Annotated in this window: 10 protein-coding genes; 5 read left to right on the forward strand and 5 right to left on the reverse strand. The window is 41.4% G+C overall.

Translation table 11 applies throughout. The annotated features are described in order from the left end of the window. Positions 1 to 76 precede the first annotated feature (76 nt). The 3 genes from IDJ75_RS01285 to IDJ75_RS01295 all read right to left on the reverse strand — a co-directional run bounded on the left by IDJ75_RS01285 (position 77) and on the right by IDJ75_RS01295 (position 4,262). A complete protein-coding gene (locus IDJ75_RS01285) occupies positions 77 to 799 on the reverse strand; it encodes a sensor histidine kinase (RefSeq protein ID WP_191173811.1) in 723 nt (240 codons plus the stop codon). Between the two features lie 364 nt (positions 800 to 1,163). Beyond that, a complete protein-coding gene (locus tag IDJ75_RS01290) occupies positions 1,164 to 1,898 on the reverse strand; it encodes a LytR/AlgR family response regulator transcription factor (protein WP_191173812.1) in 735 nt (244 codons plus the stop codon). Positions 1,899 to 2,120: 222 nt separating this feature from the next. Continuing rightward, entirely contained in the window at positions 2,121 to 4,262 is a 2,142-nt protein-coding gene (locus IDJ75_RS01295) for a hybrid sensor histidine kinase/response regulator (RefSeq protein WP_191173813.1), read from the reverse strand. A 724-nt stretch (positions 4,263 to 4,986) separates the two neighbouring features. On the opposite strand from IDJ75_RS01295, the gene IDJ75_RS01300 reads away from it, so the two are divergent. From IDJ75_RS01300 to IDJ75_RS01310, 3 genes are read left to right on the forward strand one after another with little or no spacing between them, the layout of a single operon-like run. Then, positions 4,987 to 5,535: a YciE/YciF ferroxidase family protein gene (locus IDJ75_RS01300; protein ID WP_191173814.1), complete on the forward strand. Its 549-nt coding sequence runs from the start codon at positions 4,987 to 4,989 to the stop codon at positions 5,533 to 5,535. A gap of 9 nt (positions 5,536 to 5,544) precedes the next feature. Then, positions 5,545 to 7,764, forward strand: coding sequence for a catalase (locus IDJ75_RS01305; RefSeq protein WP_191173815.1), 2,220 nt, complete (start codon positions 5,545 to 5,547; stop codon positions 7,762 to 7,764). A 48-nt stretch (positions 7,765 to 7,812) separates the two neighbouring features. Beyond that, a complete protein-coding gene (locus tag IDJ75_RS01310; protein ID WP_191173816.1) occupies positions 7,813 to 8,289 on the forward strand; it encodes an ankyrin repeat domain-containing protein in 477 nt (158 codons plus the stop codon). Between the two features lie 110 nt (positions 8,290 to 8,399). Here IDJ75_RS01310 and IDJ75_RS01315 read toward each other — a convergent pair whose 3' ends face one another. Then, positions 8,400 to 9,692, reverse strand: a complete 1,293-nt coding sequence (locus tag IDJ75_RS01315; RefSeq protein ID WP_224746445.1) for an alkaline phosphatase family protein — start codon at positions 9,690 to 9,692, stop codon at positions 8,400 to 8,402. A gap of 125 nt (positions 9,693 to 9,817) precedes the next feature. Between IDJ75_RS01315 and IDJ75_RS01320 the strand changes: the two genes are divergently transcribed. Continuing rightward, positions 9,818 to 10,081 (forward strand): CBU_0592 family membrane protein, encoded by a 264-nt coding sequence (locus tag IDJ75_RS01320; protein WP_191173817.1) that lies wholly within the window; start codon positions 9,818 to 9,820, stop codon positions 10,079 to 10,081. Here the strand turns inward: IDJ75_RS01320 and IDJ75_RS01325 are convergent. Then, positions 10,052 to 10,675 carry a TetR family transcriptional regulator gene (locus IDJ75_RS01325; RefSeq protein ID WP_191173818.1) on the reverse strand — a complete coding sequence of 208 codons (624 nt, stop codon included), beginning with the start codon at positions 10,673 to 10,675 and terminating at the stop codon, positions 10,052 to 10,054. The genes IDJ75_RS01320 and IDJ75_RS01325 overlap by 30 nt on opposite strands. A gap of 453 nt (positions 10,676 to 11,128) precedes the next feature. Between IDJ75_RS01325 and IDJ75_RS01330 the strand changes: the two genes are divergently transcribed. Then, the gene (locus IDJ75_RS01330; RefSeq protein WP_191173819.1) at positions 11,129 to 14,314 is read left to right on the forward strand and encodes a SusC/RagA family TonB-linked outer membrane protein; all 3,186 of its coding nucleotides are present in this window, start codon (positions 11,129 to 11,131) and stop codon (positions 14,312 to 14,314) included. Positions 14,315 to 14,326 lie beyond the last annotated feature (12 nt).

Below are 14,326 nucleotides of genomic sequence, written 5' to 3' on the forward strand. Positions count from 1 at the left end.
ATATATGTAAATTGAAATAGCATCAAATTGTTTTACCAGTATTGCTTTATAGGATATTTTATATATTAAAGGTGTATTAAAGTGTTGTTTCCTTTTTTTGCGGAAGGCTGTAATAAAATGTGGTGCCCTGGCCGGGGGATGACTCAGCCCAAATGCGGCCGTTCATCTGCGCTATCATATCCTTGCAAATGCTCATGGCCATTCCTGCGCTTTGCAAATAACCTTGTACCTGTGGCTCATTTTCCTGCAAATTAAAAAGGCTTTCAAGCTGATCGGCAGTCATTCCGTTGCCGCGGTCGGTAAAGGCAACGGTTACCCAGTCTTCGTCTGCGCTGCAGGTTATACCTATAATACCACCATGCTGCGAATATTTGGTAGCATTACTTAAAATATTACGGTTAATAAATTGCAGCATTTCCTTGTGCGCGTAAATAAGCTGGCGTTCGGGTATAACGTTATATAAGGTAATGTTTTTGCTTATCTGGTCGTAAAGGTATAAACCGTTAGCCTCGTGTATCAGGTCGCATAAAAGCAATGGTTGTGTTTTGCCGGCCGAGTTTTCTTTTCTTGATTTTACCCAGCAAAGCAAGCCATCTAATAGTTTTATGCTTTTAGCGGCGGTATTGCTCAGCTCTTCAAAAAGCAAATGCGTTTCATCAACAGTCAAAGGGCGCTGGGTGTGTTTAATTACATCGGCAGTCATCACTATAGACGCAAATGGCTGCCGCAGATCATGCGCCATTATAGCTATCAATGTTTGGCAAAAAGTATCTTGTGTTTCCAGGTTGTCTGATTTCATGGCCGTGACGTGCAACTGAGTTTAACGGGTTGGCGCAGGTACTGATGGTGCTTTTTGTGCCTGCGATGATAATCGGCGGCTATGCATTACAAAAAAATAATACAGCCGTTCCACATCAGCACTACAAACATTGGCAACATGCGTTGTAAATAATATGCATTACGTTTCCCTCCTTTGTTATGAAAAATATGCTATCATTAACGATAAACAAGGCTTCACCTGCAAAGAAAAAAAGAGTTGCCAAAGCTAAAGACCACGTTCGACAGATACCCCGTTATGACAGACAGAAAGGTTGATAGGTTAGACCACGGCTACTCTTAAAAGTTTTGAAAAAGCATTATTTACAGGGATAGAAAAAGTGTTGTTAGAACCACTGATGCGCAAACTTCCTGAAATCGTCTTTAAACTGTTCGGTTACAGGTATGATGGTTTTACCAATTTTGATAGTGCTTTTGGTAATAGCGTCTATCTTATCTACAGAAACTATGAACGACCGGTGCACCCTTATAAAGCCATTTACAGGCAACTTTTCTTCAAGCCCCTTCATGGTGGTTAAAGCTTTTAAAAAGCCGTTATTGCCCGTTAAATAAACCTTAACGTAATCTTTAAATCCTTCCAGGTATAAAATATCCTTTAAATAAACGCGTACCATTTCATATTCTACCTTTAAAAATATAAAATCGTTTATCACATAGCTATCGCTATGTATGGCGGGTTTATCTTTTTCGGCGAAATAGGTTTTGGCTTTATAGCAAGCTGCTAAAAAATCTTCATACAACACGGGTTTCAGCAGGTAATCGAGCGCGTTTACTTTGTAACCCTCCAGCGCAAACTTTTCATGCCCGCTTATAAAAATAATACGGGGTGCATTAACGCCATGCATAGCCTGCAGCATTTTAGCAAGTTCCATACCTGTAATACCGGGCATGTTAATATCCATAAATATGAGTTGGATATCCTGTGTTTCTATAGCGGCAAGTGCCTCAGAGGGCGACTGATAGCATGTTATTAAGTTTAAAAACGGTACCTGACTTATAAATACCTGCAGATGAGATATGGCTAATTCGTCATCATCCACAATGATACAATTGATTGACATAGGCAAAGATGTAAGCAATAATTGGTCAACAAACACTAAAGCCAATGTTTAATTGGCTTTTTTACCTGCCTGTATGCGGCAAGTGGCTGTATCTGTATATACCGTGCATTAAAATTAGGGTATTGCTTTTATATATTATTGGTGTGATAAAAGTTTTTTATTGGTGCTGTAAAATCTAAAATGTGTGTTTATTTTCTCAATTGTAGCACGCCATTCCACAATTTATAAACCCAGTGCCAGTATAATTTGCTTTATTAATTCGGCCTCAATAAATGGTTTAACCAAAACACCCGCAAAGCCCTGCACTGTATATTTTTCCCTGTCGGCAGGTAAGCCATCGTTACTTATTACAATAACAGGCAATGTGTTAAGCGGCGCTTTTAAACCTTTTATGTTTGCAACAAGTTCTGTCGCGTTCATGCCGGGCAGGTTTAAGTCGGTCAATACAATTTGTATGGTTTCTTTAGCAATTATTTGCAGGGCTTCATCGCCGCTTGATGCCTGGTGAAATTTGATGTTCCACTTATCAGTCATCATTTTAAGGAATGTTAAGCTAAGCTCATTGCTGTCAACCGCTAAAATGCTTATGCCGTTTAGTTTCCATACCGGGTTATTTGTTGCCTGCTCATTATGGGCAGGCTGGTGGGTTTTGTATGGGATGATAAAGCTAAAGGTGCTCCCTGTTTTCTCATCGCTCTCTACTTTTATTTCGCCTTTTTGCAGCTGAATAAGCTGCTTGCAGATATATAAGCCCAAACCGGTGCCAATTTGCCCCTTAGCAGAGTTTGACTGGTAATATTTAGAGAAAAGCTTAGTTTGCTGCTCCACACTGATGCCCTCGCCTGTATCAATAATTTTTATTTGCAGCTTGTTTACGCCGTTGGCGGGTACAAGCTGTGCTTTTACGGTAATGCCCCCTTGTTTGGTGTATTTTACTGCATTGCTTAATAAATTAACCATTACCTGTTTAAGCCTGAAACTATCGCCCAGTACTACCGTTTCCTTATCCCCCTCAAAACTATAGGCAAGGCTTAGCTGTTTTTTGGCGGCGCTAAACTCCATGCTTTCTACAACTTCTTTTAAAACAGTATTTGGGTTAAAGGGGTCGCTGTTTATTTTAAAGGTGTTGGTTTCCATCTTGGCGGCATCAAGCGTATCATTTAAAGTATGCAGCAACATGTCTGTCGAGAGCCTGATAGAGCCCAGCATATCTATTTGCCTGGCCGATAGGTTTGAACGGCTAAAAATGTACAGGAAGCCGTTAATAGCGGTAAGCGGGTTGCGTACCTCGTGGCTCATGTGCAGCAGCAGGTCCATTTTTTGCTGCGCAATGGTTACTGATCGTTGGTTCTCGCGCAGTAAGTATTCTTCGGCCCGGTTAAGGTTTATGATAAATATAATAAGCAGGGTGGCAAAGATAAGTACCATTAAAAGCGAAGCCAGGTAAAATTTATTTAATAAAGCGGTGGTGTCGCGATAGCTTTTCAGCGCGTTTTCCTTTAGCTCGTTGATAATGTTGAGGTTGATATTATTTACATCGCTTACAATCCTTTCCAGCTCATTATTAATGCGCGTGTTGAGCATTATCATTTGCTTTTGGGTGGTAAACAGCTTTAAATTATGTTGTTGCAGTTGCTTTAGCTGTTTGTTGTAAAAGTTTTTGCTGCGTTTAGCATTTATTTTGTTTACCGAGTCAATTAACCGTTTGCTGCGGTTGTAGTTAATAACCGTAACATTTGGCGCTCCTGTGTTGCCGTTTTTATTAATAATAGCATCTTTTATACGCGCAAATAAACCCTTTTTGGTAACCTTAGCGGTGCTTTTTACAGTATCAACACTGTTGGTTATTTTCTCTGTACGTATATATGGGGCGGCTGCAGTTAAACCATTGTTTACAGTATCGGCAGCCGAGGGCTTTTTTAAGAGAGAATCGAAACTATGTTTTAAAATATACAGGTTATCAGAAAGTTTGAGTTTCTTTAAAAACAAGCTCCTTACCTTGATACGTTGTTCGGCAGATAATTTTGTTGTATCTATATCATCTTTAAGCAGCCCGTCTATCAGGTTAAACGATAACGATAGTTTTGTTCGGTATGAGTTGCTTTTTGCAGTGTCGCCGGTTAAAAGCGATTCCTGGAAATCATCCTCGGCTTCGTGAAGCAGTAATAAGGCTTTTTGTGATTTTGCTTCATCATACTCAATGCCCGATGTTTGTTTTGAAAGATTGGCCAGCTGGTTAGAAATGGAGCTGTGTACAAACAATGCGGCAATTGCCAATGCAATTACAAATAGTATAAATGCAATAAGTATCCTTCTTGATAACCCTTTTATATTGGTGGCGGCTAAGTTATTTTGGTTGGGCATAGGGTTGGTAATTGTGAGTTACAGGCAGCGATAATATAGCGCGGCAGGCCTCTCAAAAATCGTTAAAAAAATGAAATTTTATACCAATTTAAAATTTTGTGCCTATAAGGATGCTGCAGGGTAGTGCCGGCTTATATTTTATATGATCTTTCTTTTTTTGCCGACATGATACGGTACCTGGATTTAAGGCATTTAGCGCAAAAATATCGTTTTATAGGTATAAAAAATAAAAGGTTTTGCCCAAACCAGTTCCTGGGCAATTTATAGTGAAAAGGCTGCGAGCACTTGCCGCACCTTAAAAATTCTCTTTGATCGTGGTTCATCACATCGTTCCTAACAACAAGCTAAATAGCTTTATGCCCGTGCGCGTATAGCCACAGGTTTTACTGAACAAAGGAATAAATACTTCCGCAATATTTAAAAAAAGTCGACATACAGCGGGAAGCGATCGACCGAATACGTGAAAATAACAGACAGGACGGTTTCTGCCGATGAATATCTTCCCAGCTACCGGCTGTTTACGGAGATGGATATACACGGCCTATATCCCGGCGTAATTTATATTGTAATATACCCCTCAATAAAAATATTAATTATAACGATAAATTTAGCGAACAATTATACAACTATTGTGTTTATAATTTGCCTGTCTGCTCTATTTATTTAGCCGCTTCCAATCTTTTTTCCCGGCGGGCAAACTATTAATTTATTAAAAAAATTTGTCATGAGCAAAGAAACAGGGGAACCTAAATTCAGCACCAAAACATCACCAAAGGCCGAGCCTGCCTTAATGGAATTGTTTACCGATGGTATTAAAGACATTTACTGGGCAGAGAACCACCTGGTAAAAACGCTGCCTAAAATGCAAAAAGCAGCTACTTCCAAAACACTGGTGAGCGCAATTGAAGGCCATTTGGAAGAAACCAAAACACATGTAACACGCCTTGAACAGGTATTTAAACTGCTGGGCGAGGAAGTACAGGCGCAAAAATGTGATGCTATGGAAGGCCTTACCAAAGAGGGTGAAGGCATTATAGAAAGCACCGAACCCGGTACCGCAACGCGCGATGTAGGGATCATCCTTGCTTCACAAAAGGTTGAGCATTATGAAATAGCTACGTATGGCGGTTTAACCCAATTGGCTAAAACGCTTGGCTTAAACGAGGTGGCCGAATTACTTTATCAAACCCTTACAGAGGAAAAAGCTGCGGATGAGAAATTAACCGCGGCGGCCGAGAACGATATTAATTACCAGGCTGCAAACGAAGCTTAACACAACACCATGAGCAAGAAAAACACCCCACCAAAGCTGGGTACAGAAACGGCAATAGATAAAAAATTAGCCGCACAGCCCGAAAATAGTAAAACAGCGCAACTGGCCGAACATACGGCAGATGCAACCGGCGAACGGATGAACACCAATACCGGTTTAAATATAAATGACGACCAAAACTCGCTTAAAGCAGGCGACCGCGGCCCTACCTTACTGGAAGATTTTATCCTGAGGGAAAAGATCACACATTTTGATCACGAACGTATCCCCGAACGTGTGGTGCATGCAAGGGGTTCAGGTGCGCATGGGGTATTCAAAGTTTATGAGTCGTTATCAAGTGTAACAAAAGCGAAATTTTTAAACGATATTGAAAGGGAAACGCCGGTATTTGTACGCTTCTCTACAGTAGCCGGCTCACGCGGATCAACCGACCTGGCGCGTGATGTACGCGGTTTTGCCGTACGTTTTTATACGCAAGAGGGTAATTTTGACCTGGTAGGCAATAATATGCCCGTATTTTTTATACAGGACGCCCTTAAATTCCCAGACCTGATACATGCGGTAAAACCCGAGCCGGATAATGAGATTCCCCAGGCGGCTTCTGCACATGATACCTTTTGGGATTTTATTTCCCTTATGCCGGAATCGGCACATATGGTTATGTGGGCCATGAGCGACAGGGCTTTGCCACGCAGCCTGCGTATGATGGAAGGCTTTGGTGTGCATACTTTCCGTTTGATAGATGAGGCGGGTAAAGCCAGTTTTGTTAAGTTTCACTGGAAACCGTTGCTGGGCGTACACTCCGTAGCCTGGGACGAAGCGCAGAATATATCCGGGAAAGACCCCGATTTTCACAGAAGAGACTTGTGGGATGCTATTGAGAGTGGTGCTTTCCCCGAATGGGAACTTGGCCTGCAGATCATTCCGGAGGAAGATGAGTTTAAATTTGATTTTGACCTGCTTGACCCAACAAAGCTGGTGCCCGAAGAATTGGTGCCGGTGCAGCGCGTTGGTAAAATGACGCTGAACCGTAATCCTGATAATTTTTTCGCAGAAACAGAACAGATCGCTTTTCACCTTGGCCATATAGTGCCGGGGATCGATTTTTCAAATGATCCGCTTTTACAGGGGCGTTTATTCTCTTACACGGATACACAGTTAACCCGTTTAGGCGGGCCAAATTTCCAGGAGATTCCCATAAACCGCCCTATTGTACCGGTGCACAACAACCAGCGCGATGGTTTTATGCGCCAAACCATTAATAAAGGTAAAACCAGCTATAGCCCAAACTCTTTGGGGAATAATGACCCGCAGCAGGTAAAAGAAGCAGATGGCGGTTTTGTAAGCTATCAGGAACGGATAGAGGCGCGTAAACTACGCCGGAGGAATAAAAGTTTCTTTGACCACTTTAGCCAGGCACGCCTTTTCTTCAACAGCCAGTCTGACCCGGAGAAGAACCACATTGTTGATGCCCTTACATTTGAGCTGGGTAAAGTAAAAACGGTTGCCATCAGGCAACGCATGCTGGGCATACTGGAGCAAATAGATAAAGGGCTGGCAACACAAGTGGCTTTTGGTTTAGGCCTGCACCTGCCGGCAAAAGCCGATTTGCCTGCCAACCAAAGTATCCCTGCTGATGGCGACCCTGCCGAATACCAATCAATGCAGGTTGATGGATCAATTGCCCGGTCTGCAGCATTAAGTATGGCCAATACTATTAAAAATACCATCAAAAGCCGCAAAATTGCTATACTGACTGCAGATGGCGCTAATGCAGAATCCATCATAAATATTAAAAATAAACTGACTGCAGAAGGGGCTGTAGTAGAAATAATTGCGCCAAGGCAAGGATACATAACAGCCGAAAATGATGCGCAGATAGAAGTTGACCAAAGCTTTTTGGTTGCAGCATCAGTATTATTTGACGCTGTTTATGTTGCCGGCGGTACCAACGCTGTGGCAACCCTTGAGGCAGAAGCCAATGCGGTACATTTCCTGAACGAGGCGTTTAAACATTGCAAGGCTATTGCGGCGCATGATGATGCCAAGCAGGTTTTAGATGCAACCTATTTTAGTAAGAAACTTCCGCCCGATTACAGCGAGGACACTGTGCTGAATGAAGGTGTGCTGCTGGGTGATGCCGGTAATAAATTTGCAAACCTTTTTGTGAAGATGATTGCGCAGCACCGTTTTTGGGAACGCGAGAAACCAAGATTAATACCTGCATAAATTAATTCTATAGCCTGTGCGTTCGCACAGGCTATTTTTACAAAATATATGGACCCAATTATTACAAAATTAAACGACGCAGCCCGTTCAGGAAATATCGAATTGCTTACAGACCTGATAGCCTCGGGGGCAAACCTTAATGCAAAGGACGAGAAAGGGTTTACCCCGCTCATTATTGCATGCTATAATAACAAAGCCGAAGCCGCAAAACTTTTACTTATGGCAGGTGCCGAGGTAGACGCCTCAGACTTTGGCGGCAACACCGCACTTATGGGTGTTTGTTTTAAAGGTTACCCCGCTATTGCGGAACTATTGCTTGACTATTGTGCGAACCCAAATTTGCAGCATGGCAATGGCGGCACAGCGCTAATGTTTGCTGCCATGTTTGGCCGTAACGATATTATAAAGATCCTTTTGGCGCATGGTGCCGATAAATCTATTGTAGACAACCGTGGGATGTCGGTTTTTGACCTGGCCGCGCAACAGGGTAATGAAGAGGGGATAGCTATACTGGAACAGAATTGAGCTGCTACAGCTATTTTTTATGATAGTAAAAAGCAAGCCTCTTAGCGAAATCTAAGAGGCTTGCTTTTTTGTGTATGGGGTATTGGAGATACCCGATTTGCCGTGGCTGTTTATTTTACAGGTTTAACAACATGCCAAACATTTACAGTATTGTGCTTGCCTTCTATTACAACTTTATAAAAAGGCTGGCCAACTAAACCGGCAGCAGTATAACTAAATTTTTGTGCGCCGGAGGTTGGCGTGCCTATCAGCTTGTAGGTATCGGGTTTACCCTCCTTTACATTATTTGTATAAGTAATATACACTTTTAGTTTTTCTGCAGGCGCAAATGTTTTCCATTTTACCGTGAATCCCTGTGTGGTTGTATCCAGCGTAGCGTTGCTTAATGATACCGGCCCGGTGATAGGTACGCCGTCAAGTTCCCTTTTTATTGGAGCAGGCAGGTTGATGTTTAAATAATTGGCAACTGATGGCAGGATATCTACTATGCCGGGTTGGGCATACTTCATGTAAGCATTGGTAACAGGCTTGTTCAATATCATCCAGGTGGTTCTTTCGCGTTCGCTTTGGCCACCGTGCCCGTGCCCGCTTACCGGGTCGCGGCCATGGTCGGTAGTGATCACCAGCAACCACTTTTCTTTAAATTTCGCTTCCCTGTAATGGATAGCGGCAGCAATTTTTTTCATCCGCTCATCTAAAAGACCAATAGCTTTATCAAACTCTTTCCCTGTGCCCTTGCTATGGCCAACATCATCGGTGTATTCCAGGTATATCCATGACAGGTCTGGCGCTTTTTCCCTGATAACCGAATCAGCACAATTCACAACATGGTCATCAATTTGATTCATGTAAAGGCCGGCTTTATCATGCGGAAAGTGGGTGGTGTCTTTTTCAAAGCCATCATACACATAGTCTACAGACAGGTTTTGTGTTTGCGGCAGGCCCGTTCCCAACAACATCTTCCGGTTTTGTACCCAGGTAGAGAATATAGCAGTAGTGCCGGCCGGCTTTGCTGTTTTAAACAGCCGGAAAATAGTGGGGTAATTATAGTTAGGGTGCTGGTTATCATTATCCCAAACATTATGTTTATAGCCCCATGTGCCGGTTAGCATATCGTTATAGCCGGGGGCCGATATGGTAGGTGTTTCGGTATAGGTGCCTTTTGCGCCACCAACATGCGCACGGGTGTAGGCCCCTTCGTTAATAATTTGCTGCATGGCAGGTGGGCGCAGGCGCTCTATTACATCGGCCGGTATACCGTCTGCAATAACCAATACAACCTTGGGTTTGGTCTGCGCGCATGCAGCCAGGCTTAGCGTTGCTAAAATTAAAGTGTTTATGATACGCATATATATTATTTTTTGTTTTAGGGAGGTGGTAAGCAGGGTGCGGGGTATTGCCATGACCCTTATCAGGGGCCAAAAGTAGAATCCTGACATTAGCAAATTGTTAAGGTTAACATTAATATTTTGGTTATCTCCATTTTTAATTAATCTTGCTGTGTTGATAAGAAACTTAATCCAATAGCATGAAGCAAATTATATTATCAGGTATTGGCTGGCTGGGTGTTGCGCTTTGCACATTAGGGTACCTGCTGCTAAGTATGAAAGTGCTTACTGCCGAATCGCGCATTTTTCAGTTATTAAATATTTTGGGCGGGCTATGTTTGGTAGCCACAGCTGTTGATAGTGATGATATGCCAAATGCAGTAGCCAACTTGTTATGGATGTTTATAGGGGTTTATGCTTTAGGCCGCCGCTTATTAACTCAAAGCCTCGTCCGTAAGGATTGAATGTTCCATCCCTAAAATTTGGTAGGCCCTGTTCTTATAATACTCCAGCCTTGCCGCGTAGGCTTTTTTATCATTTTCAAGCGAAAGGTAAAAATACGCGCCATCCACCAGCACAAATATCAGGTCGGCAGCAGTTTTAGGTTCTGCAACATGTATTAACTGTTTTGTATTGCATTGCTCTATCATTGATGAAAGGGCAAGGCGAAGGGAATCCAGTATAGCTTTATATTTCATTTTAATTTTTTTCTCTCTAAAGGCAAGTGCATAAAATGTATAGAACAGCCCGTCATCAAATAAAAGGTTCCATTTTTTTGAGAAAAGCATTTCAATTGTTTTTTGCAGGTCTGTAAGTGTAACCTCTTGCTTGTTTTTGATAGTATAGATAAGCAGATACCTCTCCAGTATATGATCTATCAATGCATAGGTTAAGTCCTCCTTGGTTTCAAAGTAATGGCTAACCAGGCTTGGGTTAATATCCATCACCTTAGCTATTTTGGCAATAGAGGTATTCTCGTACCCTTCCTTTTTAGCAACCTTGTAAAAGGTCTTTATAATTTCTAATTGTCTTTCCTCTTTAAGGCTTTTTCTACCCATGTTAATTATTGTGAACGGTTAAACTAAACAAAAGTAATGTTATTCTAAAATAAAATAGATTGATTGACCATTCAATTAATTTATTAATTTAATGCTAACTTTCACATAACATGATAAGCGGAACTTAGGCCTCGATTTAAACAGCACAACATTACGAAAAGCAGATTTGCTAAATCTTAATTAATTATGAAAAAATGTGCTTGATATGCTTTATAAGTTTAAAAAGGGGGATGTCCGGTCTATTATTATGAGTTGTGTGACTTTGAACGCCGAAGGCGCGGCCATCAACAGATGACAATAATTATAACCCTTAAACTATAAAAAACGATAGCGAAAAAAACATAATGATTTAAACACGGGCCAGGTTTGTGTTTAAAAAAACCGGCATGTACGAGGTGCTGGTTGAATGTTACCCTCTACACAGTTTACATTAAATAACAAATCAGTTAGTTTATGAAAAAAAAGAATTTTACCCATTTTCTGCTTCCTTCATTTTTACGGTGCCTGGGCCTGCTTATGGGCTTTACCGTGCTTTTAAATACGTTTGCCTTTGGTGAAAAAGCAAATGTTTCTGCTAATACTTTTGGAAGCGTTCCACGGATTATAAAAGGTTATGTTACCGATAGTAAAAAGGTAACCTTACCAGGAGTTTCTATATTAATAAAAGGCACTAATACAGGTACCGTTACCGGCCAGGATGGGGGGTTCTCTATTAAAGCCGATAATGGAGATATACTTGTTTTAACCTATTTGGGTTTCAAGACAAAAGAGCTGCCCGTTACTGAAAGCAACTTATACAATATAACCCTGGAAGAAGATGCCAAAGGGTTATCTGAGGTTGTAGTAACCGCATTGGGCGTAAAAAAGGAAAAAGCCAAGCTGGGTTATGCTGTACAGGAAGTAAAAGGAGAGGCCCTGGTTAAGGCGCGCGAACCCAATGTAGTTAGTTCATTAACCGGCCGGGTAGCAGGGCTTAACATTAGCAACTCGACAGACCTGTTTCAGGACCCGGGTATTACTTTGCGTGGTAAAAAACCCCTTATTGTAATTGATGGTATACCTGACCAAACAGCAGATTTGTGGAAAATTAATGCAGATGATATTGAAAGTATGAGTGTGCTGAAAGGCGGCAACGCTGCTGCCTTATATGGTAATATTGGTAGAGACGGCGCCATTATGATCACTACCAAACGCGGTAAAGGGAAAGAGTTAAGTATTGAGTTAAATTCCTCAACCGAGTTTCAGCCAAGCTTTATACGTATCCCAAAGGTACAAACCAAATACGGCAACGGTAATTACGGTCAATATGCTTATGTAGATGGTTCTGGCGGTGGAACGGAGGGCGGAGGCTGGATATGGGGCCCGGAACTGGATAAAAAAGATCCTTCCACAAAAAGTGGTTTTTTTGAAACCCCACAGTTCGATAGCCCGATTGACCCGGTAACCGGAAAACGGATACCTACGCCTTTTATTTCAAGAGGTAAAAACAACGTAACAGACTTTTTCAGAACCGGGCTTATTTCCAGTAATAACATTACGATTATGCAAAGCTCGGATAAAGGTAGTTTCAGGGCATCGGCCTCACATATCTATCAGCAGGGCATTGTACCAAATACCGATTTGAAAAATACCTCTTTTAACATCTCGGGAAACTATAAATTAACCGACAAGCTTACCCTTGATAGCCGGTTAAGTTATAATAAACAGTATACCAAAAATTTCCCGGAAACTGGTTATGGCCCTACTAACTATTTATATAACCTGGTTTTATGGACCGGGGCCGATGTAAGTGTTAAAGACTTGCGCAATTACTGGGTACCCGGACAAGAAGGTGTACAACAGCGTAATTATAATACATCGTATTATAACAACCCTTATTTTCAAGCTTATGAATACCTGCGGAGTTATGATAAAAACAGCACTTTTGGGTCAGTTGACCTTGATTATAAAATCAATTCAGATTTTAATGTTAAACTAAGAAATGGCATTAATCAGTACGGCCTGTTTCGCGATTATAGTGAGCCTAAAAGCTACATTGGCTATGGAGATAAATCGCGCGGGCAGTACACCGCTGCTACCGATAATTATTTTGACATAGCGACAGATCTGATTGGCGATTATAACCATACTTTTTCTGACAAGTTTAAGATCCACGCATTGGTTGGGGGCGCAAATTATTATCGTAACCAAAGGTATGGCTCAATTGCTACAGACGGCCTAACCGTACCGGGGCTTTATAATCTTGGTAACTCAGCCAACCCTATTAAAGGTAACTACTTTTTAGAGCAACGCAGAACAAGCAGTGTATATGGATCATTAGATCTGGAATTTTTAAATGCTATTTATGTATCTGCAACAGGCAGAAATGATATTATATCAAGGTTACCCGTAAAGAATAACAGCTTCTTTTACCCCTCAATAAACACATCGGTGGTAATATCATCATTAACACAACTACCAACCTGGTTTACGTACTTAAAAGCACGTGGTGGATTCTCAAAAGTTTCGGCAGGTAATTTAAACCCAAACGACCCCTATACTTATCGTTACCTGTTAACGTATGATACCGGTACCACATGGAATAATTTGCCATCGTTAACCTATAGCAGCACACAGAAAAACCCCAATTTAATTCCGGCAACCACAACAAGTTGGGAAATAGGTATTGATAGCAAGTTTTTTAATAATCGTATTGGTTTAGAGGCTACTTATTATAAAAACCGCGACTACAATAATCTTTTAGACCTGGAAAGATCAATAGCAAGCGGATATAGCAGTCAGCAGCTCAACGCCATAGAATATAGCCGCAGAGGTTTTGAATTTGTATTATCAGCCTCGCCAGTACGAAATAAAGACTTTAGATGGGATGTTGCCGCTAACTTTAGCACCTATAAAAGGATACTTACCAAAACTTATGATGGTCAGGAATATTTTGGTAACCTAAAAGTAGGCGACCGTGCTGATAAATTATTTACAGGTGTTTATCAAAAAGATCCGCAGGGAAATGTTATTTACGGAAGCAATGGTTTCCCGGTTGATGATCCCTACCCAAGAGCTATAGGTAACAGCGACCCTAACTGGACCTACGGTTTAGAAAACACGTTTACCTATCACGCCTTTTCTTTAAAGTTTTTAGTTGATGGCCGTATTGGTGGTATGTTATACTCTACCACAAACCAAAAAATGTGGTGGGGCGGTACCAATCCGGGTACGTTAAACCAATACCGTATAGATGCCAATAACGGCCAGGAAACATTTGTAGGTAAAGGTGTTGTGGTTGTTTCTGGTAGCGCTACTTATGATGTAAATGGTAATATCACATCAGATACCCGTGTATTTGCGCCCAATACCAAAGCGGTAAACTATATTGATTATATGACCACTACAAGTAACGGTGCTTATAATAACTACAATTATTTTTCGCAAACCTTTTTAAAACTCCGCGAGGTAACGTTAACGTGGCAGATGCCTTCCAAAATGTTTAATAAAACATTTATAAAGGGTATAACGCTATCGGCAGTTGGGCGTAACCTGTTGTTGTTTTCAAAGATACCTAACATAGATCCAGACCCTGGGGTTGATAACCTTCAAACTCCATCAACACGTACTATTGGTTTTAACGCAAACTTTAAATTCTAATCAGTAAAATAT

This window comes from Mucilaginibacter rigui (assembly GCF_014773275.1).
Taxonomy (GTDB): Bacteria; Bacteroidota; Bacteroidia; order Sphingobacteriales; family Sphingobacteriaceae; genus Mucilaginibacter; species Mucilaginibacter rigui_A.